The sequence below is a fragment of the Caulobacter sp. BE254 genome (genome assembly GCF_031457295.1).
Classification (GTDB): Bacteria; Pseudomonadota; Alphaproteobacteria; order Caulobacterales; family Caulobacteraceae; genus Caulobacter.
The window spans coordinates 795,116-818,324 of record NZ_JAVDWJ010000001.1; the positions used below are offsets into that span (position 1 = coordinate 795,116).

The following is a 23,209-nucleotide window of genomic DNA, read 5'->3' on the forward strand; positions in this document are numbered from 1 at the left end:
CATTAGCCGCCAGCCCTAGCCTGCGTCCAGTGACACACGGATGACCAAGTATTACAGCGCTGAAATATTAGAACCGCCGCCACACCGCCACGACCGGCCCGCGATCGGCGGGGGTTTCGCGGCCCAGGATCGCCTGACGCCAGCCGGCTTGCAGACTCCAAGCGCCCAGGTCGCGCGTCAGGGAGATCTCACTCTTGGACCAGCGCGATCTAACAGGCCGGGAATCCGCCTGGCCAGCATAGGTTTGCACCATCAACAGCCAGCGGCGCGTGGGTCTGACGCCCATCGTGGCGTCGATTCTGGTCTCGTCGGCCAAGCCGCTGCGCTTGAGCCGGGCGACCTGCAGTTCGGCGAAGACGGGCGTCGTACGCCACCGGCCCGAGACCCCCGCCAGCAGGCGCGCCTCCAGATCCATGTCGCCCTGTCCTGGCGCCGCATACCCCGCATTGCGCCCCACGCCGTCCCGAGCGGCGCCCAGATAAAGGCTGACGACTGATCGATCCCTATGCAGCAGCGCGTACCGAAGACCCAGTTCGACGGCCCCCAAACCCTCATAGTCGACGAAACTGTCGTGGCCGCGAGTCAGGGCCGTCTTGGATTGCAAGGTCAGTCGGTCGGTCAGTCCATACTCGCCATACAGCGACAAGGTCTGGTCGTGACGGGGCGCGATCGCCACCTCCACGCCGTCGGGGTCAAAACCCGTGTCCGCCTTCTGGTCCTCGTATTTCAGGATGGCCAGTCCCTCGCCGTCCTTCATCGGCCAGGCGCCCGCCCAGGCGGGAGCGGACAGGCCGCCCGACGCGCAAAAGAAAGCCGCCGCGGCCCCGAAGGCCACGGCGGCGTTTCGTTTTCGCCGTCTGGGCGTCAATCCGCGTAACCGGGGGACTCCCGGTCGAGCTTGCGCAAGCAGCCCGGCCACGCCAGGCCGGCGATCATGCCCATGCCCATGCCGGTCTGGCTGCGGACCTCGGCCTGGGCTTGTTCGGGCGCTTCGAGCACGTTCGCGCGGCCCGCGCTCAACGCCATCACCTGCTGGGCGCAGGCCCGTTCCAGGAAGAACATCCCCAGCCAGCACTCAGCCGCCGTCGTCCCCACCGACAAGGTGCCGTGGTTGCGCAGCATCATCAGCTTTTTCTCGCCGAGGTCGGCCACCAGGCGTTCCCGTTCGTCAAGGTTGAGAGCAATGCCTTCATAATCGTGATAGGCGAGTTGAGGCAAGACAATTAACGACTGCTGCGACAGCGGCAGCAGGCCGTCCTTGTTCGCCGAGACCCCCACGCCCTGGTCAGTGTGCAGGTGCATGACGAAATGGGCGTCCTCGCGGGCGGCGTGGACCGCCGAATGGATCGTGAAGCCCGCCGGATTGATGAAGTAGGGCGTCTTGTCGATGACGTTGCCGTCCAGGTCGACCTTGACCAGGCACGAGGCGGTCATCTCGCCGAAGAACATGCCGTAGGGATTGATCAGGAAATGATGTTCCGGTCCCGGAATGCGGGCGGAGATGTGGGTGAAGATCATGTCGTCCCAGCCGTGGACAGCGACCAGGCGATAGAGCGCGGCCAGATCGACGCGGGCCTTCCATTCGGCCTCGCTGACCTTGTCCTTGAGCGACGTGGTGATGGGCGATGCACCGTCGGCCATGAGCGGATCCTCCGTAGGTTATCATTGTTAGGTTGGAGGGTCGCGCCGCTGGGTCCTTGCGTCAAGCGGCCGTTCGAGGGAGGGACATTTGTCCCCTTCCCATCGGAACGCGTTCCCATGATCCCCTGGCAGCATCTCGACACGGCCCAGGTGCCCGGCGACGGTGAAGACCTGCGGCTGATGCGGCGTGGGACCGAGTTCTCGATCATGACCGGCGGCATCGAGCTGATGAACAGCCGGCTCAGCGGCTCGGAAGAGGCGATGGCCGCCCTGGCCTTCGGGCGCGTCGGCCAGCGCCTCAAGCCCCGCGTGCTGATCGGCGGGCTGGGCATGGGCTTCACCCTGCGCGCCGCCCTCGCCGCCTTCGGGCCCGACGCGGAGATCGTCGTCGTCGAACTCGTGCCCGGCGTGGTCGCCTGGGCGCGGGGGCCGCTAGCGGACCTGCACGGGGACAGCCTCGACGATCCCCGCGTCAGCATCCACCAGGGCGATGTCGGCGAGCCGATCCGCGCCGGCGAAGCGGCGTTCGACGCCATCCTGCTGGATGTCGACAACGGCCCCGGCGGCCTCAGCCGCAAGGAGAACGACGGCCTCTACAGCCCCTCGGGTCTGGCCGCCGCCAAGCGCGCCCTGCGGCCTGGCGGTGTGCTGGAAGTCTGGTCCTCGACCCGCGACAGCGCGTTCACCACGCGACTGAAACGGGCGGGCTATGGGGTCGAGGAGATCGGCGTGCGCGCCCACAAGGGACGCGGCGCCCGGCATGTGATCTGGCTGGCCACGAAGCTTTAGGGAACCAACGGTGATGAAGACCCTGTTGATAGCCGCAACGATCCTGACGGCTTGTACGTCGCCGGCCTTGGCTCAGGACGCCGTCATTCGCGACAATCCGGCGGGCTTGTTCACCAGCCCCCGCTTCACCAATGTCGTCGAGGTTCCAGCCGGCACCGCCCTGGTCTTCGTATCGGGCCTGACCGCCCAGGGTCCCGATGGCGCGGCGCCGACCGACGCCCAAGGCCAGGCGCAGGCGGTGTTCCGCAACCTGCGCACGGCCCTGGCCGCGCGCGGTCTGAAGCCCGCCGACGTGATCCAGATCCGCGGCTTCCTGGTCGACATCCAGACCACCTTGCCCGCCTACCGCCAGGCGGCGGGCGACTTCTTCGGCAAGGCTCCGCCACCGGCCAGCACCGTGGTCGGCGTCGCGGACCTTGTCCGTCCGGACCTGTTGCTGGAGGTGGAACTGATCGCGGCCAGGCCTGTCCAAGCTCGATAGCCGCGAGGCTTGGTGCTCGGCGATCAGTCCCCCCGGTCGCCCTTCATCAGCCGGGCCTTGTCGCGCTGCCAGTCGCGGGCGGCCTCGGTCTCGCGCTTGTCGTGGTTCTTCTTGCCCTTGGCCAGGCCGATCTCCAGCTTGGCCAGGCCCTTCTCGTTCCAATAGAGCTTGAGCGGGATCAGGGTGCGGCCGTCGCGCTGCACCGCGCCGATCAGCTTGTCGATCTGCTTGCGGTGCAGCAGCAGCTTCCGGTGCCGACGGGGCTCGTGGTTGAAGCGGTTGGCGTGGCCGTAGGGCGGGATGTCGGCGTTGATCAGCTTGATCTCGCGCCCTTCCACCGAGGCGTAGGACTCGGCGATGTTGGCCCGGCCCACGCGCAACGACTTCACCTCGGTGCCCGTCAGCATCAGCCCGGCCTCGAAGGTCTCCTCGATGAAGTAGTCGTACCGCGCGCGGCGGTTCTCGGCGATCGGCTTGGTCATCAGACCAGACCCGCCTCGCGCATGGCCTCCAGGATCGCAGCCTTCACCGCCTCGCTGCACGGGGCGATCGGCAGGCGGACGTCGGCCTCGCACAAGCCCAGATGAGCCATGGCGAACTTGGTCGGCGACGGCGAGGCGTCGAGGAACAGCGCCTTGTGCAGCCTCACAAGGCGATCCTGCCAGTAGAGCGCGGTCTCCCATTCGCCGTTCAGGCAGGCATTGACGAAGGTGGCGCAGGCGTCCGGCGCGACGTTGGCGGTGACCGAGATCACGCCGTGGCCGCCATGGGCGACGTAGCCGAGCGCCGTGGGATCGTCGCCGGACAGCATTACCCAGTCGGGACCGCACATGATCCGCTGGAAGCTGGCGCGGGTCAGGTCTCCCGTGGCGTCCTTGATGCCGACGATGTTGGGCAGCTTGGACAGCCGCTCCAGCGTCTCGTTGGCGACGTCCGACCCCGTGCGCCCAGGCACGTTGTAGACCAGCACCGGCAGTTGCACCGCGTCATTGATGGCCTTGTAGTGCTGGTAGACCCCTTCTTGGCTGGGGCGCACGTAGTAGGGCGAGACCACCAGAGCCGCGTCGGCGCCGACGGCCTTGGCGTGGGCGACCAGCTCGATCGCCTCGGCGGTCGAATTGGAACCGGCGCCGGCGATCACCGGCACGCGGCCGCGGGCGGTCTGCACGCACAGCTCGACTACACGCTTGTGTTCGTCATGGCTCAGGGTGGCGGTCTCGCCCGTGGTGCCGACCGGCACCAGGCCGTGCACGCCGCCGGCGATCTGACGTTCGACCAGGGCCACGAAGGCTTTCTCGTCCACCGCGCCGTCGCGGAATGGCGTGACCAGCGCCGGAATGACGCCCTTGAACGGAGAATGAGCCATGACTTGCAATTTGCCGTGAGAAACGCGCCGCGACGGTTGCGGCCTGAGGATGGGGGCGGACAATATGTCCCGCTTCCCATGTCCCGCAACCGGTCCGTGACGCTCTGCACCGATTTGGGGACGTTTCTGCAAGGGTCAATCCGTCGCGAAGCGGTCTATAGGTGCAAATCCGGGATCGCAAGCGCCGCAAATCGGCCCCGCCGCTATCGGAAAACGGCGAGAATGCAGCCCGTGTGGGCCAGAGAATCGAAGGGAGACGACGTTTTGGCGTCAGGGTTGTTGGGTAAGGTGTTGCTGGGCGGATCCGCGGTGGTGGCGCTCTTTGGGGTGGCGCTTGCCCAGGACGACGTCGACCTGCCCCGCGCGCCGCAGCCCTATACGGGCTCGGCGACACCCCAAGGCCTGATCACCACACCGCCGACCGCGACCTACGCCACGCCCGCCGAGGCCGACGCCGCCAACCTGCGCATGGCGGTCAGCAGCCGTGACCCCGCCACCATCCGCATGGCGATGTCCGGCATCCAGGATCCGCTGTCGCGCAAGATCGCCCTGTGGGCGCTGGTCGACGCCGGCGCCGAGAGCATGAGCTTCTTCGAACTGGACCAGGCGCGCCGCGACCTGACGGGTTGGCCCCGCGCCCAGCGCCGCGAGAACGCCGCCGAAAAGGCCCTGGCCGTCTCCGGCCTCGACGCCCAGCGGATGATCGCCTGGTTCGGCGGCCGCGACCCGCAGACCGCGGAAGGCGCCTTGTCGCTGGCCGCCGCCTACCAGGCCGCCGGCCGCGGCAGCGATGCGACCAGCCTTATTCGCCGCTGGTGGCGCGACCAGGTGTTCGAACTCGACGCCCAGCGCGCGATGCTGGCCCGCTTCGGCGCGCTGCTGACGACCGACGACCATGTCCGCCGCGCCGACGTTCTGCTGTACGGCGCGCAAGGCCCCGCGGCCCGCGACATGGTCGCCCTGCTGCCCTACGACCAGCAGGCGGTGGCCCAGGCGCGCATCGCCTTCCGCTCGAACGCCAGCAACGCCAACGACCTCTACGCCGCGCTGACGCCGGCCCAACAGGCCCAGCCCGGCGTCGTCTTCGAACGCGCAGCCTATTTGCGTCGCAAGGGCCTGGACACCCTGGCCCTGCCGCTGGCCGCCCAGTTCCCCGCCCCGCCGCCCAGCGGTGACGCGGCCTCGGCCATCTGGCGCGAGCGCAAGCAGCTGGTGGTCTCGGCCCTGAAGAACGGCGACGGCGCTGGCGCTTACGCCGCGGCCAACGCTCGCCTGAAGGAGGGCGCCGACGCGGCCGAGAGCGAGTTCTACGCTGGTTGGATCGCCCTCACCCGCCTGAAGGACGCCGACCGCGCCGCCGCCCACTTCGCCCGCATCGCCGAGATCGGCGCCTCGCCGATCACCCGCGGCCGCGCCCTCTACTGGCAGGGGCGGGCCGCCGAGGCCCAGGGCGACGGCATCGCCGCCCAGGCCTTCTATGCCGAAGGGTCGCGCTACATCACCACCTTCTACGGTCAGCTCGCCGCCGAGAAGGCCGGGATCAAGGAGATCCGCCTCGACAAGGATCCGACGATCACCCAGGCCGACCGCGCCCGCTTCGAGGGCCGCGAACTGGTGCGGGCGGTGCGCACCCTGATGGCGGCCGGGGCGCGCGACCAGGTGCGGATCTTCGTGCTGTTCATCGACGACCAGCTGCCGTCGGCGGAAGAAGAGGCCCTGCTGGTGGATCTGGCTCGCAGCTACGGCGATCCGGACCTGGCCATGCGTGCGGTCCGCACCGCCGCCCAGCGCGGATTCACCCTGCCCGAGCGCGGCTACCCGCTGCTTGACCATCTGTTCACCCCGGGACCAGGCGCTGCAGAGACGGCCTTCGTCTATTCGATCTCGCGCCAGGAAAGCAATTTCGACCCCAACGCCCGCTCCGCCCCCGGGGCGCGCGGCATGATGCAGTTGATGCCGGCCACCGCCGCCATCGTCGCGCGGCAGCTGGGCGAGAGCCATAGCGTCGATCGGCTGTCGGACCCGTTCTACAACATGCGCCTGGGCTCGACCTATCTGGGCAGCATGGTCAGCAACTTCAGCGGCTCGTACATCATGGCCGCCGCCGCCTATAACGCCGGCCCCGGCCGGCCGGCCGCCTGGGTTTCGCTATGCGGCGACCCGCGCGGCGCGACTACCGATCCGCTGGACTTCATCGAGTGCATCCCGTTCTCCGAGACCCGCAACTACGTGATGCGGACCATCGAGACGACGATGGTCTACCGCGCCCGCCTGAACGGCGGCGTGGCCCCGTTGACCCTGTCGAGCGACCTCAAGCGCGGGGGCTACAGCTATGCGGGTCCGACGAGCGCGACGCCGAGCGGCCTGCCGCCGATCGGGGGAAGCACGACGGCGATCCCGCAAGGCGGCTACGTGCCAGGAACGCGCTAAACCGACCTTTTCGCGGGAGAGGACGAGGCCCGTCGCGCCGCCACGATCAGACCCGCCGGCGTCTCGACCAGAGCGCCGTCCAGCCGGAACACCTCGGCCAGAACGGTCGGCGACAATGCCTCGACCGGCGCGCCTTCCGCCGCCACGCGGCCGTGGTCCAGCACCAGGATTCGATCGCAGCACCGCGCCGCCAGGCCCAGGTCGTGCAGGGTGACGACCACGGCGGCCCCACCGGCCGCCTCGGCGCGCAGCAGATCGAGCGTCAGGAGTTGAGCGTCGGGATCCAGCCCCGCGACCGGCTCGTCGGCGACCAGCAGCGGCGCGCGCGTCGCCAGCAGGCGGGCCAGCAGCACCCGGGCCCGCTCGCCCCCCGACATGTCAAGCACGCCGCGCTGGACCAGATCGGCCACGCCCACCCGGTCCAGGCGTTCTCGGGCGATGGCCAGGGCTTGGCTGGACGGCAGGTCCGGCGCGCCGAAAGCGGCGACCTCAAGGGCCGGCAGGTTCCAGGCCAGACGGCGTTCCTGCGGCAGGTAGCCGACCAGGCGCGCCCGCTCGACGGGGTCCAGTCCGACGACCGGACGTCCGGCCAGCCGCGCCTGCCCCGTCTCCAGCGGCATCAGCCCCAGACCCGCCCGTAGCAGGCTGGTCTTGCCCGCGCCGTTGGGGCCGACCACGCCCAGCACCTCGCCCGGCGCGACGCTCAGGGCCGCGCCGTCCAACACCAGAGCCTTGCCGCGCCGGGCCCTGGCGTCCGCGATGGTCCAGGCCGCGGTCACGACCGCCAGCTCCGCGCCGCGCGCCAGGCCAACAAGGCGAAGACGGGCGCGCCGAACAGGGCCGTGACGACGCCCAGCTTCAGTTCCTGCTCGGTCGGGATCAGGCGGGCGGCGAGATCGGCGGCGACCAGCAGCACCGCTCCCGCCAGAGCCGAGGGCCGCAGCAGCCGGCCCGGATCGTCGCGCACGGCGGTCCGCACCAGGTGCGGCGCGGCCAGGCCGACGAAGCCGATCACCCCCGCCGCCGCGACCGACGCCCCCGCGAGCAAGGCCGAGCCCGCCACCGCCGCCACCCGCAGCCGCGCCATCGGCAGGCCGGACATCTGGGCCGCCTCCTCGCCCAGGGTCAGCATCCGCAGGCCCTTGGCGGCGTAGAGGCAGAGCCCCGCCCCGACCGCCATCGGCCCCGCCCCCCGCAGGATGTCGGTGAAGTCGCGGTTCTCGACCGAACCCATCAGCCAGGCCAGCACCTCGGCGATGGCGACCGGCGACGGCGACAGGTTGAAGACCAGGGCCGTCAGGGCGCCGGCGAAGGCGGACAACGCCACCCCGAACAGGATCAGCACCTCGGGCTCGCGAAACCGCGCCGCCAGGCCGACGACCACCGCGCCGGCGGCCAAGGCCCCAGCCAGGGCCGCCAGCTCGATCGCGCCCGGGAAGGCCGCCAGACCGCCGGCGATGGCCAGGGACGCGCCCAGGCCCGCCGTGGCCGAGACGCCCAGCACCCCGGGCTCGGCCAGCGGATTGCGCAGCAGGCCCTGCATCGTCGCGCCCGCCAGGCCCAGGCCCGCCCCGACCAGGGAGGCCATCAGCACCCGCGGCAACCGGATGGCCCACAGCACCTCGGCCGGCGGGGATCCAAGGTCGGTCAAGGCCTGATGGTACTGCGCCGCGTTCAGCGAGCTCTCGCCCAGGCCGATGGCCACCATCGCCGCCGCGACCAGGACCAGCAGCAGACCCAGTTCCAGACGACGCGGGCTCATCGCGCCGCCTCCGCCAGCACCCGCGCCCCATCGGCGGCGAACCAGGCCGAGCAGCCCAGCATGGCCCCCGGCAGCGAGGCGACCACTCGCCCCCGTGTCGCCTGGCGCAGCGCCGCGTGACGTCCCGGCCCCCACCGGTCGGCCCCGGCCCGGGTCAGGTCGAAGAAGCCCAGCACCACCGCCTTCGGCGGCTTCAGCACCAGGCTCTCCAGCGGCGCGGGGGAGAAATAGGGCTGGGCCGCGGCGTTGGTGAAGCCCGCCGCCCGCAGCATGGCATCGATCATGGTGCTGGGACCGGCCGTATAGCCGCCTGGCGTCAGGTAGAAGGCGGCCCGCCCCTGGCCTGCACCGGCCGAACGCGCCAGGTCGGCGTCCATGCGCGCCAGCAGGGCCTCGCCCGACGGACCGCGATTCAAGGCGTGGGCCACCTGGCGGACATTGGCGCGCACGCCGTCAAAATCGGTGGCGTCACCCAGGCTGATCGTGCGCACGCCGCGCCGTGCCAGGGCGGCCGTCAGACGGGCGTCGCCGCCCCATTGGCGCACCACGACATTCGGGCGCGCGCCCAGCACCGCCTCCAGCGTCGTCCGCCGTTTCGGCAGGTCGATCGCCTTGACGCGAAGGAAGGAATCCGGCGCGGCGGCGCGCGGCGAGACGCCGACAATGGTCTCGCGCGCCGCCAGGGCCAGGACATACTGGTCGGCGCAGGAGTCCAGCGACATCACCCGCTGGGAGCTGGTCTGGGCGACGGCGGGCGTCGCGATCACCGCTAGGCCGACGGCGAGGCCGGCGAGCAAAGCGGCGCGCATGGGTGTCAGTCCGTCACCAGACCGTGCAGCAGCCCGTCCAGCGTGACCTTCATCAGCTCCTCGCGCGGAGCCCAATTGCGGTCGGGCAGGGTGATCAGCAGGGCCACCAGGCCATGGCAAGCGGCCCACAACACTTGGGCGGCGCTCTCGCCGGAGCCGGTGCGCAGACGGCCGGCGGCGGCGATCTCGTGGATCGGACCGCTGAACTCGGCGAAGCAGCGATCGCCCAGTTCGGCGGTGGCGGCCTGCTTCTCCTTGGAGATCACGTCGCGCGAACCGCAAAACACCAATTGATAGGTGTTGGGATTGTCGAGCGCGAACTTCATGTAAGCCTCGAGCATAAGCCGCACCCGCGCCACGGCGTCGATCGGCCGATGGGCGATGTCGACGTTCACGGCCAGAAGCTGGCCGATCGCGTCGTCGCTGATCTCCAGCAGGATCTGGTCCTTGTCGCGGAAGTGCATGTAGAGGGCGGTCGAGGAGACGCCCACGGCGTCGGCGATCTTGCGGATCGTCGCCCCCGCATAGCCTTCGGCGATGAAGATCCTTTCGGCCGCGGCCAGGATCTCTCCGCGACGCAAATGGCCGTCGCCTTTAGGCTTGCGGGCCGACTTGTGCGGCTTCTTCAGCGCGACCGTCACGATTTGGCTTTCCCCTACCTCGTCCCCGAACCCGACACTAAACGGGAATCACCCATGCGTCGCAACTCCCGAGGATTTCCCCAAAACACGTGTTTTTCTGTTTGACACTTCAAGGTTGAAGATTCGCTATCTGCTCGCTGGATCCGATTGTTCGCGGCGGGGGCAATGGCGCGAGAAGAAAGAGACCAGCGGCGACGCGTGTTTGGGAACAAACCGGTCGACAGGGATTGGATCGAGGCGCCCAGGAGCGAACCGGTGGCCGCGGCCTTGCCCGACGGCGCTCATCGCCGCCTGTCGCGTGGCCAATTGATCGGGTTGGCGGTCTTGCTGACCCTCCTGCTCCTTCTGGCGACCTTCCAGACTCGGGCGACGCTGGAAGGCTTTCACCTGCTGTTCTTCGTCGGTTTCATGGGCCACTCGGCCGTCAAGCTGGTCGCCGCCTTCACGCCGCGCCGGCCGATCGCCGCGGCGTCGCTGCCCGACGAAGCCCTGCCCGGCTATACGATCATCGTGCCGCTCTATCGCGAGGCGTCGGTGGCGGCGGAGCTGGTGGCCAATCTCACACGGCTGGACTATCCGCGCGACCGCCTTCAGGTGCTGATCGCCCTGGAAGCCAACGACCATGAGACCCAGGCCGCCTTCGCGGCCCCGGACCTTCCAGCCGGCTTCCAGGTGCTGGTCGCGCCGCCCGGCTCGCCGCAGACCAAGCCACGCGCCTGCAACGTGGCCCTGGAACGGGCGCATGGCGACCTGGTCGTCATCTACGACGCCGAGGATGCGCCGCATCCCGGCCAATTGCGCGAAGCCGCCGCGCGCTTCGCCCAGGCCGACGCGAACCTGGCCTGCCTGCAGGCGCCCTTGCGGATCGAGCCCGACCCGCGCTTCCTGCCCGACCAGTTCGCCCTCGAATACGCCGTGCTGTTCGAGGTCTTCCTGCCGGCCCTGGCCCGCTGGGGCCTGCCTTTCCCGCTCGGCGGCACCAGCAACCACTTCCGCGCCGAGGCCCTGCGCGCCGTCGGCGGCTGGGATCCGTACAACGTCACCGAGGACGCCGACATTGGCTTTCGCCTGGCCGCGGAGGGCTATCGGCTGGATGTCATCAGCCAGCCTACCCTCGAGACCTCGCCCGCCACCTTGAGGGTCTGGACGCCGCAACGGGCGCGCTGGATCAAGGGGCACCTCCAGACCTTGGCCGTTCACGCTCGAGGGCCCGTCGTGCGAACCCCGCGAGGGGCCGTCGCGTTCGTCCTGACCCTGGCCTTGCCCCTGGCCTCGTCCCATCTGCACGGCCCTCTGTTCGCCTGGCTCCTGCTGCAGTGGGCTGGGTCGACGGTCGACCTGTTGCCCGCCGTGCCGGCCATGGACTGGATGCTGGTGTTCTTCGGCTGGACCTGTATCGCGCTCGCCGGAGCTCAAGCCCAACGACGGGCCGGGCATCGGCAACGCCCCCTCCCCCTACTGGGCGCGATCTTCTATTGGCCGCTCCAGAGCGTCGCGGCGGCCAAGGCGCTTTGGCAGTTCGTCGTCGCGCCGTTCCACTGGGACAAGACCCCGCATACGCCCCGTTCCGCGAACCGGTCGCTGCCTCGCCTGCTGGCGCGGACTGGACGGGCCTTGCCCTGAGCGCGTATTGGCGGGGACATGACTCCGACCATCGCCACCGCCCCGCTCGTCATGCGCACCACCGGCTGGGCCGACTACGCCCTGCTCGACAGCGGCCATGGCAGGAAGCTGGAGCGCTACGGCCGCTACACCGTGGTGCGGCCCGAGCCGCAGTGCTTCTGGGCCCCGCGCCTGGACCAGAAGGTCTGGGACAACGCCGACGCCGTCTTCGATCCGTCGGACGAGGACGAGGCCGGCCGCTGGCGCTTCAAGGGCAAGCCGCTGGAGAAGTTCGACCTGGCCTGGGGCGAGACCAAGTTCCATGGCCAGTTCACCCCGTTCCGCCACCTGGCCTTCTTCCCCGAACAGGCCGCCAACTGGGCGTGGCAGGACGCCCGGGTCCGCGCCTTCAAGGGCCGCCAGCCCAAGGTGCTAAACCTGTTCGGCTATACCGGCGTCGCCAGCCTGGTCTGCGCCGCCGCCGGCGCTGCGGTCACCCATGTGGACGCCAGCAAGAAGTCGGTCGGCTTCGCCCGCGAGAACGCCGCCTTCGCCGGCCTGGCCGACAAGCCGATCCGCTGGATCGTCGAGGACGCGCGCCGCTTCGTAGCCCGCGAAGTGCGCCGCGGCTCGCAATATGACGGCATCATCCTAGACCCGCCGAAGTTCGGCCGCGGGGCCGACGGCGAGGTCTGGCGCCTGTTCGAGGACCTGGCCGAGCTGACCGCCAACTGCGCCCAGATCCTGGCGCCTGACGCTTCGTTCCTACTGATGAACGCCTATGCCGCCCGGGTTTCGGGCGCGGCGATGTCGGGCCTGCTGGCCCAGGAGCTGAAGGGACGCGACGGGGTCATCGACTGGGGCGAGCTGTCGCTGGTCGAGGAGAAGGGCGACCGCCAGATCGGCCTGTCGTTCTTCGCCCGCTGGGCTTCGGAAAGGTGATCGCGATGAACGCCCCCCACGCACCGAAGACCGTCACCTCGCTGTCGAACGCCACCGTCAAGGCCGTCCGCGCCCTGCACATGCGCAAGGAGCGCGAGGACAGCGGCCTGTTCCTGGCCGAGGGCTTGAAGATCGTCATCGAGGCGATCGACTGCGGCCACGCGCCCAAGATCCTGATGTACGGTCGCGACGCCGCCGACCATCCGATGCTGCAGAAGGCCAGCCAGGCCTGCCTCAAGGCCGGCGGCGAGGTGATCGAGGTCAATCGTGAGATCCTCGAAAAGGTTTCGCGGCGCGACAATCCCCAGGCCGTGGTCGGTGTCTTCAAGCAGGTCTACACGCCCTTGTCGGCCATCGTGGCGGAGAGCGCCCCGTGTTGGGTGGCCATGCAGGCCGTGCGCGATCCTGGCAACCTGGGCACGGTGATCCGCACGGCCGACGCCGCCGGCTGCGGCGGGGTGATCCTGGTCGGCGACTGCGTGGACCCTTACTCGGTCGAAGGGGTTCGGGCGACCATGGGCTCGATCTTCGCGGTCAAGATCGCCAAGGCCTCGGTGGCCGAGTTCCTGGCCTGGCGCGAGTCCTGGCCGGGCTCGGTGGTCGGCACCCTGCTGACCGCGACGGTCGACCACAAAAGCGCCGACTACGTGAAGCCCTCGCTGATCCTGATGGGCAACGAGCAGCAGGGCCTGCCGCCGGAACTGGCCGCCGCCTGCGACGTCAACGTCAAGATCCCGATGCGCGGTCGGGCCGACAGCCTGAACCTGTCGGTGGCGACAGGGATCATGATCTACACGGTGACGGGTTAGACGAAGTCCAGGACAGGCTCTTAGGCCCGTCCCCGCACCATGGCCTACTTGATCCGCGTCCACTTCTCGGTCTTGCACAGCGGGGCCACGATGCAGCCCTTCAGCTTCAGCTCGTTGGCCGAGAGCAGGGTGATCGTCCCCGAATAGGTGCCGCCGTCGGCGGCGTTGTAGACCTTGCCGCCGGTCCACTTGGTCGGCCCGCCGGTGAAATCGTACAGCATCTGCATGTTCTTCAGCGGCCGGTTGCGCAAGGACGCGTCCTTGTTCTTCTCGTCCTTGACCGACGGGTCGCTCCTGATGTGGTCCGAGCTGACCAGCTTGCCGCACAGGCTGTTGCCGCAGCGGCTGATCTCGACCTGGCCGCCGTTGGTCTGGGTCTGCCACAGGCCCGTGACGTCCTGGGCGAAGACCGGAGCAGCGACGAGGGTCAGGGCGGCGGCGAGGATGGGCAGTTTCATTGGCGTTTTCTCCCGGAGTTGTCGCCCCTTTCTAACGCGCGTTCGGCTAAACCGGCCATGAATTGATGGCCAAGTTCGAACAAGGCTAGCCGAACTAGACCGCACGTCGCTTCAGGCCCGAGCTCGAACAGGTCGTGTAGCCGGTCGCGGTCAGCCGGCCGGCGACCATGCCCAGCTTGCCCGGCAGCTCGCGGACATGCGATACGCCCACCGCCTCGACGGCCGCCAGGGCGACGCTGCCGCAGGCATAGGCGTCCTGGGCCGCGTCGTGGTGCTTGAAGTCGACGCCCAGGAAGTCGCAGACCGCGTTCAGCTTGGCCGACGGCAGCCGCGGCCAGGTGTTCTTGGCCACCTGCACGGTGCAGAGGTAGTCGAAACACGGGAAGGCCAGGCCGTAGAACTCGCAGGTGCGGCGCATCACGCTGATGTCGAACGCGGCGTTGTGGGCGATCACCGTCGCCCGCTCGAGCCGGTCCTGGAGGCGCGACAGCACGGCCGGAAATTCGTCGGCGTCCTCCACATCGGCCGGCCGGATGCCGTGGACGGCGACGTTCCAGCCCGAGAACCGCATCTCGGCCGGACGGATGTAGTGGTGCTCGACCTGCGTGATCCGCCCGTCCTCGATCCAGGCCAGGCCGATGGCGCAGGGGCTGGAGCGCTGCTCGTTGGCCGTCTCGAAGTCGATGGCGACGACAGGCATCAGGTTCTTGCCCTGGAAGTCGGACGACCTTGAGGCCGAACAGTCTGAAAATAGGTTGTCATCCCGGAAGTCTCGCAGAGGCTGTCCGGGACGCAGGGGACTGGGCTGATGCGGTGCGGTTCACCTGGATCCCGGACAAGCGCTGCGCGCTTTCCGGGATGACAACCGTGAGGTGGGTTTCACCTGGAGCGCTCATCCCTAGCTTCCCACCATGGCCAGCCACTCGTCCTCGGTCATCACCTCGACGCCCAGTTCGGTCGCGGTCTTCAGCTTCGAGCCCGCCCCGGGGCCGGCCACCACCAGGTCGGTCTTTTTCGAGACCGACGAGGCGACCTTGGCGCCCAGGGCCTCGGCCTGGGCCTTGGCCTCGTCGCGGGTCATTTTCTCCAGCGCGCCGGTGAAGACGATGGTCTTGCCAGCCACCGCGGTGTCGGTCTTGGGCTTGGCCACCGGCTGGATGTCCAGCTCGGCGATCAGGTTGGCCACCTTCTCCCGATTGTGTTCCTCGGCGAAGAAGCGGGCGATCGACTGGGCCGCCACCGGACCGATCCCGTCGATGGCCGCCAGCTGCAGGTAGTCCTCGCCCGGCGCGCCCTGCCCGGCCTCGGCCAAGGCCCGGGCGAAACCATCCCAGTCGCCATAGCGTTCGGCCAGGGCCGCCCGGGCAGGCTTGTTCAGCTTGGGCACAGCGTGGCCGATCTTGACCTCCAGGCTGTCGGCCTCCGGCCACGGATCGGCCTTCAGCCCGCCCTTGCCCGCCTCGGCCAGCTCGTCGCGGGCCTTGGGACCGACCCCAGCCGCGCCGGCCAGCTCCAGATAGACCGCGCCCGGCAGCTGCCCCGCCGCCCGCTCGGCGGCGGCCTGAAGGTCCTCGAAACGGTTGAAATTGCGGGCCAGGACCGTCGAGGTGGTCTCGCCGATGTCGCGCATGCCCAGGCCGTAGATCACCCGATCCAGGCCGATGGTCCGCCGCGCCTCGATGCCCTTGACCAGGTTGGCGACCGACGTTTCACCATAGCCGTCCCGCGTCCGAAGCTCGGCCAGCTTCTCTTCGTCGCGGGCCAGCTTGAAGATGTCGGCCGGCTCCTTGATCCACCCGGCCTCGAAGAAGGCGGCCAGCTGCTTTTCGCCCAGGCCCTCGATGTCGAAGGCGCGGCGGGAGACGAAGTGGCGAAGGTGCTCGATGCGCTGGAACGGACAGGCGAATTCGCCGGTGCAGCGGCGGACCACCGACTCGGTCCCCGAGGCGTTGACCTCGCGGGCCAGCGGCGTCTTCAACGGGCACGGGCATTCGTGGGGAAATTGATAGGGTTTCGGCGGGGGGCTGGGCCGCTCATCCAGGGCCACTTGGACGATCTGCGGGATGACGTCGCCAGCGCGCTGGATCACCACGGTATCGCCGACACGGACGTCCAGGCGCTCGATCTCGTCGGCGTTGTGCAGGGTGGCGTTGGTCACCGAGACCCCGCCGACCGTCACGGGCTTCAGCCGCGCCACCGGGGTGATCGCGCCGGTGCGCCCCACCTGCAGGTCGATGGCCTCCAGGATCGTGCGGGCCTGCTGGGCCGGGAACTTGCGGGCGATGGCCCAGCGGGGCGAGCGCGACACGAAGCCCAGGCGGCGCTGCTGCTCCAGATCGTCGACCTTGTAGACCACGCCGTCGATGTCGAACGGCAGCTTGGGCCGCAGGACCTCGAATTCGGCATAGGCGTCCAGCAGCCCCTGGGCGTCCTGGACGCGCCGGGCCGGCGGGGCGGTGGTGACGAAGCCCCAGTCGTGGAGCTTTTCCAGCGCCTCCCACTGGCCGGCCGCGAACGGTCCGCTGACCAGGCCCCAGGCATAGGCGAAGAACCGCAGCGGCCGCTGGGCGCTGATCTTCGGGTCGATCTGGCGCAGCGAGCCGGCGGCGAAGTTGCGGGGGTTGGCGTAGGTGCGCTGACCGGCCTCCAGGGCGGCGGCGTTGAAGGCGGCGAAGGCCTCCAGCTCGACATAGACCTCGCCGCGGATCTCGATGACGTCCGGCCAGCCGGAGCCCTTCAGGCGGTGGGGGATGTCGGCCAGGGTGCGCAGATTGGCGGTGACGTCCTCGCCCACCTTGCCGTCGCCCCGGGTCGCGCCCTGGACCAGCACGCCTTTCTCGTAGCGCAGCGAGGCCGACAGGCCGTCGATCTTCGGCTCGGCGGTGTAGAACACCGGCTCGGTCGTCAGCCGCAGGAAGCGGCGGATACGAGCGTCGAACTCGGTCGCCTCGTCGTTGGAGAAGGCGTTGTCCAGGCTCAGCATCGGCACGCCGTGCTCGACCGCCGAGAACTGCTCGGCCCGCGCCGCCCCCACCCGCATCGACGGCGAGTTCTCGCGGATCAACTCGGGAAATCGGGCCTCGATGTCGAGGTTGCGGCGCTTGAGGGCGTCGTACTCGGCGTCGCTGATCGTCGGCGCGTCCTGCTGGTGATAGCGCAGGTCGTGCGCCGCCAGTTCGTCGGCCAGCCAAGCCAACTCGGCGTCGGCTTGGTCCTTGGTGAGGTCGGCGACGGCGATCTGGGACACGGGCGAATCCGGAGGCTGGAGAACGGGGGCAGACTAGCGGGGGGCGGGGGATCGGGGGAGATGTCTTGTGTCGGATCGTGCGCCCCTCCCCCGTGGGGGAGGCGATCGCGCAGCGATCGGTGGGGGGAGTTTTGGGGGTGTCGATCCGGGTTGTGGCCGCCTGCCGATCACTACCCCCACCGTCGGCTGCGCCGACACCTCCCCCACAGGGGGAGGATCTGATTGGCACGGCTTCGCCGCCTCATGCGGCTGGCCGCTGAGCATATGGAAAGGGACGCGGAGCGCCGGACATCGTCCGGAGTTCTTTAAGTTTGTTACCGTTTCGACGAAGCCGATCGCTCCGCGCGGTCGTTTTCCGCCAGCGTCCGGTGGGCAGCCCTGTTGAGGCTTAGCCGGACCCGGTCTCGATCCCTTTCGGGAGAAACCGGACGCCGGGGGCGCGGGCCTATGGGCATACTCGCGCTTTATCCCCGTTCGACGCCGACGGCGGGCGGGCTCCCCAACGATGGAAGGCCCCGGACACGCTGAAGTAACCCCCTCCAGCCCAGTCCCGCTCGATCGCCCCCCGCCGCCGCATCGGTCGCTGGCCATGCGCCCTTTCCCCGCGACGAGGTGAGGACAGGATACGGCGGTCTGGAAGGGTGGGGATCAAATCGGGTCGAGAAAGTTCAGGGCGTTGAAATCCTGAAACTTTATTAGCTGAACGCTGAGCGCAAGCCGGGGACGTGCACTCACGGCACGGCCTTGCCAAGCGACCCGCGGCCCCTGGGTGAGTGCATGTCCCCAACGCCACCCACGGCGTCATGGGACCTCAACACCAAACTCAGCGGGTCCGTTGGGGACACGTACTCACCCCAAGCGCCCTGCAACCTAGCTGGCGCCTTGCCGTGAGTGCGCGTCCCCGCTGATCCTGCAGCCCCACACTGGCCCAGCTCTTGCTGCCGTCAGCCAAAGGAGCCCTTTCCCCATGTCCCAGACCGCCGCGATGTCCCAGAACGGTCCAGGCCGGAACATCGGCCTGTCCCGAGGCGGCGCCCTGGATCTGCTGCGGTTCGTGGCCGCGCTGTTCATCGTGCTCTATCACGTGGCCGAGAGGGCCCCGGTGTCGCTGTTCGCGATCCACCCGGCCCTAGGCCGCGGCTACCTGGCCACCGACTTCTTCCTGATGCTGTCGGGCTATGTCCTGGCCCGCACCTACGGACCGCGTCTGCTCGGCCACGACGTCACCACCGGCGAGTTCCTCAAGCGCCGCATCCTGCGCATCTGGCCCGCCCACCTGGTGATGCTGGCGCTGTTCGTCGCCTTCGTCCTGGGGACCGGCGCCGTCGGCCTGGCCCCGCAGAACCCGCAGTGGTTCCAGTGGCCCCAACTGCTGCCGCAGGTCTTCCTGATGCAGGCCTGGTTCGTGCCCGGCCCGTCGGGCTGGAACATGCCGACCTGGACCCTGTCGGCCCTGATCGTCTGCTACGCCGGCTTCCCGGCCGCCTGGCGGGCGACCGCCAGGATCCGCTCGCCCTGGACCACCCTGCTGATCGGCGTGGCGATCTTCCTGGCCGTGGACTATGCCGCCAAGGCCGTGACCGGCATCCCGGGCCACCAGCTGCCGCTGCGGTTCGGCCTGGTGCGCGGGATCCCGCTGTTCACCCTGGGCATGCTGGTCGCCCGCTTGCCGACGGCGATTTCGTCCCGCTGGGCCGACGGCCTGGCCATCGCGGCCGGCGTCGGCGTCGTGGCCCTGCAGGTCTTCGGCCGCTTCGACCATGCCAGCCTGGCCCTGCTGGCCCTGCTGATCTACGCCGCCGGCGCTTCGGGCGCCAAGGGCTGGGGCTGGGCCGGCCTGGCCGGCCGCCTGTCGTTCTCGCTGTTCCTGACCAACCAGCTGGTCGCCGTGGTCTGGTTCGGCCTGCTGCGCGCCGCGACGAACAAGCTGGGGCTCGACGGTCCACTGCTGTGGACGGCCTGGGCCATGGCCCTGCCCGCCTGCGTCATCGCCGCCTGGCTGTTCGAGCGCTTCGTCGACACGCCGCTGCAGGCCTGGATCAAGGGCTGGTCGCGCAAGGACGTGGCGCCCAAGGCCGAGCCGGCGCTGGCTTGACGGCGGCGCCCAGCATCCTTCGAGGCTCGCCTACGGCTCGCACCTCAGGATGAGGACAACCTTTGCACTGAGTTCCTCATCCTGAGGCGCCCGCGCAGCGGGCCTCGAAGGACGCAGGACCTCAGCCGATCAGCGCCTTGGCCGCGGCCCGCGCCGCCTCGGTGACCTCGGCGCCGGACAGCATGCGGGCGATCTCCTCCTGCCGCTCGGCGGCCGACAGCGGCTCAACCCGCGTGCGGATCGACCTGTCGTCGCCCGACTTGGAGATCCGCCAGTGGGCGTCGGCCCGGGCGGCGACCTGGGCCGAGTGGGTGACCACCAGCACTTGCGCGCCCTTCCCGCTCGAACCATCGGCCAGGCGCTTGAGGCGCAGGCCCACCGCGTCGGCCACGGCCCCGCCGACGCCCTGGTCGACTTCGTCGAAGATCATCAGCGGTTGGGGCCCCTCGCGCCCCGCCAGGGCCGCCTTCAGGGCCAGGGCGAAGCGGGCCAGCTCGCCGCCCGAGGCGATGGCCTCCATCGGCCCGAACGGCGCGCCGGGATTGGTCGAGATCTCGAAGGCCACGCGGTCGGCGCCGGTCGGGCCGGCCCGGTCCTCGTCCAGCGGCTCGACGGCGACCCGGAACCGGGCCTTTTCCAACTTCAGCGGCGCCAGCTCAGCCTCGACGGCGGCGGTCAGGCGATCGCCGGCGGCGCGGCGCTCGGCCGACAGGGCCTGGGCGGCGAACAGATAGGCGGCGCGGGCGTCGGCGGCCTCCCGCTCGGCGGCAGTCAGCGCCTCGGCCGAGGACTCGATGGCCTGCAGCTGGGCGGCGAACTCGGCGCGCTTGTCGGGCAGCAGCTCGACGGCGACGTTCAGCTTGCGGGCCATGCCGCGCAAGGCGAACAATCGCTCCTCGGCCTTCTCCAGCCGGTCGGGTTCGAACTCGAAACCCTCGGCGGCGGCGTCGATAGCGGCGGCGGCCTCCTGGGCCTCGACCAGGGCGCGGTCGACCGCCTCGCAGGCGGCGGCCAGCTTGGTGACGGCCGGACCATCGGCCGGCGCGCCGGCCTGGATGGCGCGATCCCGCGCTCTCTCAAGAGCGCGGAAGGCGCTGGCCAGCTTGCCCGACAGGGCGTCGCCGCCCAGGGCTTCGCTGGCGGCGGCGATGTCGGCCAGGGCCTTCTCGGCCGAGCCCAGCAGGGCCCGCTCCTCGGCCAGGGCCGTCTCCTCGCCCTCGCGCGGGTCCAGGCGGTCCAGCTCCGACAGGCGCAAGGTCAGTTCCTCGGTCTCGGCGGCGGCGCGGTCGGCCAGGTCGCGCAGGGCCGCGGCCTTCTCGCGGGCGGCGCGCCAGGCGCTCCAGGCCGAGGCGACGGCGCCGACCCTGACCGCCCCGAAGGCGTCCAGCAGGGTGCGGTGGGTGCGCACGTCCAGCAGGCCGACGGTCTCGTGCTGGCCATGGACCTCCAGCAGCAGGGCGCCCAGGTCCTTGAGCACCCCGACGCTGGTGGCCTGGTCGTTGACGAAGGCGCGGCTGCGGCCGTCGGGGGACAGCTGGCGGCGCAAGACCAGGTCCTCGTCGCGGGCGTAGTCCAGACCCTTGTCGTCCAGATAGGCGAAGGCGGCGTGGTCGGCCGGCAGGGCGAAGATGGCCGTGGCGCTGGCGTGGCCGGCGGCCCCTCGACGAACGAGCCCCGCGTCGGCCCGCGCGCCCGTCGCCAGGCCCAGGGCGTCCAGGATGATCGACTTGCCCGCCCCGGTCTCGCCGGTAAGCGCGGTCAGGCCCGGGCCGATGGCCAGGTCCAGGCTTTCGATGAGCACGACGTCGCGGATGGAAAGGCCGATCAGCATGGGCCTAGGATCGCCGGGAATCAGCATTTTTCAAAGGGGCCTCGTTCCCGGGCTGTTCTCGTCGCCATCGAAGGACCTTCCGAAACGAAAAACGGGCCGATCCTGGAGGATCGGCCCGTCAAAATCGGACGTTTGCGCCTACATGCCCAGGACGCCCTTAAGGCCGCCCTTTTTCTTCTTGGCCGCGCCCGGCGGGGCCAGGGTGTCGTCCTTGTCGTGGATCAGGCGGTCGAGGAAGTTCTTCTTGTTGCCGGCCTTCAGCGGCTCGACGGCGGGCTTGAGACCGTTGTTGGTGAGCAGCTTGTAGGCCTCGGCGTACCAGGGATCGCCCGGGAAGTTGTAGCCCAGCACCGCGCCGTTGCGCTTGGCCTCGTCCAGCAGGCCCAGGGTCAGGTAGCTCTCGACCAGGCGGTAGAGGGCCTCGGGGGCGTGCGAGGTGGTCTGGTGGCGGTCGACCACGGTGCGGAACCGGCCGATGGCGGCCAGGGTCTGGCCGTTGCGCAGATAGTAGCGCCCGATGGTCATTTCCTTGCCGGCCAGCTGGTCGCTGACCATGTCGATCTTCAGCCGGGCGTCCTGGGCGTATTCCGAGTTGGGGTAGCGCTGGACGACGTCGCGCAGGGCGGCCATGGCCTGCTCGGTGGCGGCCTGGTCGCGGTTGACGTCGACGATCTGCTCGAAATAGCAGACGGCCTTCAGGTAGTAGGCGTACGAGGCCGACGGATTGCCCGGGTACAGGCCGATGAAGCGGTCGGCGTCCGAGATCGCCTCGTTGTACTGGTTGCCCATGTAGTGGGCGTAGCCGGTCATCAGGATCGAGCGGCGCGACCATTCCGAATAAGGGTGCTGGCGCTCGACCTCGCGGAAATAGTCGACGGCCTCGTTCCAGCTGCCGCGGTCCAGGCGGTTGGCGCCGGTCGAATAGAGCAACTCCACCGGGCGCTCTTCGTAGGCCAGGCTCGGCTTCTTGCGCTTGCCGGCGCAGGCGGAGACCGACAGGGCGACCAGCACGGCGGTCGCGACCATGGCCACCTTGCGTCCCGAGATATTACGAAGCACGGACTTTTCACCCTCGAAGCAAACGTGCGCCCCTGCGCCGTGCAAGGCTTCTACACCACGCCGATGCGGGCGCAAATGGAAGCCGAGCCGTGACGAGGATACGCCCCAAGACGCATCCCCCGGGGAATCCGCCCAAACCCTACAGACATCGGCTTTTTGACCAAATCAGGTCGAAGAGCTGCGCCTGGGTATCGGATCGTCAGACGGCCTGAGCCAATTCCACCGAATGGGCGCGCATCCGCCAGGCGGACGGGTTGGCCATCAGGGCCCGGACGACGGCGTTGTTCAGGCCGTGGCCGGCCAGGACGCCCTCGAAGCGGCCGATGATCGGCGCGCCCAGCACATAGAGGTCGCCCACCGCGTCCAGCGCCTTGTGGCGCACGAACTCGTCGGGACGGCGCAGGCCCTCGGGGTTGAGCACCCGGTCGCCGTCGATGACCACGGCGTTCTCCATCGTGCCGCCGCGGGCCAAGCCGATGGCGCGCAGGGCCTCGACGTCGCGGACGAAGCCGAAGGTGCGGCAGTCGGACAGCTCGGCGCGGAACGATTCCTCGTCGACGGTCAGGTCGACGCGCTGGCGGCCGATGGCCTTGCTGGCGAAGGCGATTTCGAAGGCCACCTCGAAGCGGTCCGACGGCGACAGGCTGGCGCGCTTGTCGCCCTCCTCGACCGTCACGGTCTTGAGAATCTCGATGTAGCGGCGGGCGGCTTCCTGCTTGCGGCGGCCGGCGCGGTCCAGGATCTGCACGAAGGGCTCGGACGAGCCGTCCATGATCGGCACTTCCGGACCGTCCAGCTCGACCACGCAGTTGTCGATGGCCAGGGCGGCCAGGGCGGCCATCAGGTGCTCGATGGTCGAGACGCGCACGTCGGCGGCGTTGTTGATGACGGTGCCCAGCTGGGTCTGGCAGACGGCGTCCGGCCCGACCGGCACGCGGTTGTCCCGGTCGTGGACATCGGTGCGCACGAAGACGACGCCGGCGTCGACCGGGGCCGGGCGCACGGCGACCCGCACGTGCGAGCCGGTGTGCAGACCCACCCCGGCGAAGATGACCGGTCCGGCGACCGTATGCTGAAAATAGGCCGAAGCCGACACGTGAGACCCTTACCTTGACCAGCGGGGCGGTTCATCGACCGCCTTCTCGCCCCGTCTAACATCTAGGGAAAATGCTGCGTCGCGGCAAAGCAAGTCCTGTTTCCGATTGTTACCCTCCTAGCCGATTGTTTTTGACGGCTTTTTTGGACGC

The 23,209-nt window shown here is 69.5% G+C and carries 21 protein-coding genes and 1 pseudogene; 8 read left to right on the plus strand and 14 right to left on the minus strand.

Annotated elements, in window-relative coordinates; all coding sequences use genetic code 11:
- Positions 1–67: 67 nt before the first annotated feature.
- Both J2X41_RS03475 and J2X41_RS03480 read right to left on the minus strand, forming a co-directional pair.
- Complete coding sequence (locus J2X41_RS03475; protein ID WP_310079632.1) at positions 68–835, minus strand: hypothetical protein; 768 nt, start codon at positions 833–835, stop codon at positions 68–70.
- 29 nt (positions 836–864) lie between these two features.
- Positions 865–1,641, minus strand: coding sequence for a class II aldolase/adducin family protein (locus J2X41_RS03480; RefSeq protein ID WP_310079633.1), 777 nt, complete (start codon positions 1,639–1,641; stop codon positions 865–867).
- A 117-nt stretch (positions 1,642–1,758) separates the two neighbouring features.
- Here J2X41_RS03480 and J2X41_RS03485 point away from each other — a divergent pair, with 117 nt between their 5' ends.
- Both J2X41_RS03485 and J2X41_RS03490 read left to right on the plus strand, forming a co-directional pair.
- Positions 1,759–2,430, plus strand: a complete 672-nt coding sequence (locus tag J2X41_RS03485; protein ID WP_310079634.1) for a spermidine synthase — start codon at positions 1,759–1,761, stop codon at positions 2,428–2,430.
- Positions 2,431–2,443: 13 nt separating this feature from the next.
- Complete coding sequence (locus J2X41_RS03490; protein WP_310079636.1) at positions 2,444–2,911, plus strand: RidA family protein; 468 nt, start codon at positions 2,444–2,446, stop codon at positions 2,909–2,911.
- Positions 2,912–2,934: 23 nt separating this feature from the next.
- On the opposite strand, the gene smpB is transcribed toward J2X41_RS03490, so the two are convergent.
- The gene (smpB, locus tag J2X41_RS03495; protein ID WP_028041248.1) at positions 2,935–3,393 is read right to left on the minus strand and encodes an SsrA-binding protein SmpB; all 459 of its coding nucleotides are present in this window, start codon (positions 3,391–3,393) and stop codon (positions 2,935–2,937) included.
- Entirely contained in the window at positions 3,393–4,277 is an 885-nt protein-coding gene (gene dapA / locus J2X41_RS03500) for a 4-hydroxy-tetrahydrodipicolinate synthase (RefSeq protein ID WP_310079637.1), read from the minus strand. Before dapA ends, smpB begins: the two co-directional genes overlap by 1 nt.
- Positions 4,278–4,541: 264 nt before the next feature.
- On the opposite strand from dapA, the gene J2X41_RS03505 reads away from it, so the two are divergent.
- Positions 4,542–6,707 (plus strand): lytic transglycosylase domain-containing protein, encoded by a 2,166-nt coding sequence (locus tag J2X41_RS03505; RefSeq protein WP_310079638.1) that lies wholly within the window; start codon positions 4,542–4,544, stop codon positions 6,705–6,707.
- On the opposite strand, the gene J2X41_RS03510 is transcribed toward J2X41_RS03505, so the two are convergent.
- From J2X41_RS03510 to J2X41_RS03525, 4 genes are read right to left on the minus strand one after another with little or no spacing between them, the layout of a single operon-like run.
- Positions 6,704–7,486, minus strand: a complete 783-nt coding sequence (locus J2X41_RS03510) for an ABC transporter ATP-binding protein (protein WP_310079639.1) — start codon at positions 7,484–7,486, stop codon at positions 6,704–6,706. The two genes, J2X41_RS03505 and J2X41_RS03510, sit on opposite strands and share 4 nt — an antisense overlap.
- Complete coding sequence (locus J2X41_RS03515; RefSeq protein ID WP_310079859.1) at positions 7,483–8,523, minus strand: iron ABC transporter permease; 1,041 nt, start codon at positions 8,521–8,523, stop codon at positions 7,483–7,485. Before J2X41_RS03515 ends, J2X41_RS03510 begins: the two co-directional genes overlap by 4 nt.
- On the minus strand, positions 8,466–9,278 hold the full coding sequence (locus tag J2X41_RS03520; RefSeq protein WP_310079642.1) for an ABC transporter substrate-binding protein: 813 nt from the start codon (positions 9,276–9,278) through the stop codon (positions 8,466–8,468). Before J2X41_RS03520 ends, J2X41_RS03515 begins: the two co-directional genes overlap by 58 nt.
- A gap of 5 nt (positions 9,279–9,283) precedes the next feature.
- Positions 9,284–9,919, minus strand: coding sequence for a TetR/AcrR family transcriptional regulator (locus J2X41_RS03525; RefSeq protein WP_310079644.1), 636 nt, complete (start codon positions 9,917–9,919; stop codon positions 9,284–9,286).
- A gap of 255 nt (positions 9,920–10,174) precedes the next feature.
- On the opposite strand from J2X41_RS03525, the gene J2X41_RS03530 reads away from it, so the two are divergent.
- From J2X41_RS03530 to J2X41_RS03540, 3 genes are read left to right on the plus strand one after another with little or no spacing between them, the layout of a single operon-like run.
- On the plus strand, positions 10,175–11,542 hold the full coding sequence (locus tag J2X41_RS03530) for a glycosyltransferase (RefSeq protein WP_310079646.1): 1,368 nt from the start codon (positions 10,175–10,177) through the stop codon (positions 11,540–11,542).
- Between the two features lie 18 nt (positions 11,543–11,560).
- On the plus strand, positions 11,561–12,463 hold the full coding sequence (locus J2X41_RS03535) for a class I SAM-dependent methyltransferase (RefSeq protein ID WP_310079648.1): 903 nt from the start codon (positions 11,561–11,563) through the stop codon (positions 12,461–12,463).
- 5 nt (positions 12,464–12,468) lie between these two features.
- Positions 12,469–13,272: an RNA methyltransferase gene (locus J2X41_RS03540; protein ID WP_310079649.1), complete on the plus strand. Its 804-nt coding sequence runs from the start codon at positions 12,469–12,471 to the stop codon at positions 13,270–13,272.
- Between the two features lie 44 nt (positions 13,273–13,316).
- Here J2X41_RS03540 and J2X41_RS03545 read toward each other — a convergent pair whose 3' ends face one another.
- The 3 genes from J2X41_RS03545 to ligA all read right to left on the minus strand — a co-directional run bounded on the left by J2X41_RS03545 (position 13,317) and on the right by ligA (position 16,977).
- Positions 13,317–13,730 carry a DUF2147 domain-containing protein gene (locus J2X41_RS03545; RefSeq protein WP_310079650.1) on the minus strand — a complete coding sequence of 138 codons (414 nt, stop codon included), beginning with the start codon at positions 13,728–13,730 and terminating at the stop codon, positions 13,317–13,319.
- Positions 13,731–13,824: 94 nt separating this feature from the next.
- On the minus strand, positions 13,825–14,430 hold the full coding sequence (locus tag J2X41_RS03550; RefSeq protein ID WP_310079652.1) for a 3'-5' exonuclease: 606 nt from the start codon (positions 14,428–14,430) through the stop codon (positions 13,825–13,827).
- Positions 14,431–14,628: 198 nt separating this feature from the next.
- Positions 14,629–16,977, minus strand: a complete 2,349-nt coding sequence (gene ligA, locus J2X41_RS03555) for an NAD-dependent DNA ligase LigA (RefSeq protein ID WP_310079654.1) — start codon at positions 16,975–16,977, stop codon at positions 14,629–14,631.
- A gap of 985 nt (positions 16,978–17,962) precedes the next feature.
- Between ligA and J2X41_RS03560 the strand changes: the two genes are divergently transcribed.
- Entirely contained in the window at positions 17,963–19,072 is a 1,110-nt protein-coding gene (locus tag J2X41_RS03560; RefSeq protein WP_404979871.1) for an acyltransferase family protein, read from the plus strand.
- Between the two features lie 3 nt (positions 19,073–19,075).
- A pseudogene (locus J2X41_RS03565) lies at positions 19,076–19,200 on the plus strand (hypothetical protein); the annotation flags it as partial.
- Here J2X41_RS03565 and recN read toward each other — a convergent pair.
- The 3 genes from recN to lpxC form a co-directional block, all read right to left on the minus strand.
- Positions 19,194–20,903 carry a DNA repair protein RecN gene (gene recN / locus J2X41_RS03570; RefSeq protein WP_310079658.1) on the minus strand — a complete coding sequence of 570 codons (1,710 nt, stop codon included), beginning with the start codon at positions 20,901–20,903 and terminating at the stop codon, positions 19,194–19,196. The pseudogene J2X41_RS03565 and the gene recN sit on opposite strands and share 7 nt — an antisense overlap.
- Before the next feature lie 138 nt (positions 20,904–21,041).
- Positions 21,042–21,929: an outer membrane protein assembly factor BamD gene (locus J2X41_RS03575; RefSeq protein WP_310079860.1), complete on the minus strand. Its 888-nt coding sequence runs from the start codon at positions 21,927–21,929 to the stop codon at positions 21,042–21,044.
- Between the two features lie 232 nt (positions 21,930–22,161).
- A complete protein-coding gene (gene lpxC / locus J2X41_RS03580; RefSeq protein WP_310079660.1) occupies positions 22,162–23,058 on the minus strand; it encodes a UDP-3-O-acyl-N-acetylglucosamine deacetylase in 897 nt (298 codons plus the stop codon).
- Between the last annotated feature and the right edge of the window lie 151 nt (positions 23,059–23,209).

Bases quoted from the DNA above. Each gene is read 5' to 3' on its own strand.
- J2X41_RS03485 (WP_310079634.1), top strand. From the start codon at position 1,759: ATGATCCCCTGGCAGCATCTCGACACGGCCCAGGTGCCCGGCGACGGT.
- J2X41_RS03550 (WP_310079652.1), bottom strand. From the start codon at position 14,430: ATGCCTGTCGTCGCCATCGACTTCGAGACGGCCAACGAGCAGCGCTCC.
- J2X41_RS03480 (WP_310079633.1), bottom strand. From the start codon at position 1,641: ATGGCCGACGGTGCATCGCCCATCACCACGTCGCTCAAGGACAAGGTC.
- J2X41_RS03540 (WP_310079649.1), top strand. From the start codon at position 12,469: ATGAACGCCCCCCACGCACCGAAGACCGTCACCTCGCTGTCGAACGCC.
- J2X41_RS03560 (WP_404979871.1), top strand. From the start codon at position 17,963: ATGTCCCAGAACGGTCCAGGCCGGAACATCGGCCTGTCCCGAGGCGGC.
- recN (WP_310079658.1), bottom strand. From the start codon at position 20,903: ATGCTGATCGGCCTTTCCATCCGCGACGTCGTGCTCATCGAAAGCCTG.
- J2X41_RS03575 (WP_310079860.1), bottom strand. From the start codon at position 21,929: ATGGTCGCGACCGCCGTGCTGGTCGCCCTGTCGGTCTCCGCCTGCGCC.
- J2X41_RS03490 (WP_310079636.1), top strand. From the start codon at position 2,444: ATGAAGACCCTGTTGATAGCCGCAACGATCCTGACGGCTTGTACGTCG.
- smpB (WP_028041248.1), bottom strand. From the start codon at position 3,393: ATGACCAAGCCGATCGCCGAGAACCGCCGCGCGCGGTACGACTACTTC.
- J2X41_RS03545 (WP_310079650.1), bottom strand. From the start codon at position 13,730: ATGAAACTGCCCATCCTCGCCGCCGCCCTGACCCTCGTCGCTGCTCCG.
- J2X41_RS03520 (WP_310079642.1), bottom strand. From the start codon at position 9,278: ATGCGCGCCGCTTTGCTCGCCGGCCTCGCCGTCGGCCTAGCGGTGATC.
- J2X41_RS03535 (WP_310079648.1), top strand. From the start codon at position 11,561: ATGACTCCGACCATCGCCACCGCCCCGCTCGTCATGCGCACCACCGGC.
- dapA (WP_310079637.1), bottom strand. From the start codon at position 4,277: ATGGCTCATTCTCCGTTCAAGGGCGTCATTCCGGCGCTGGTCACGCCA.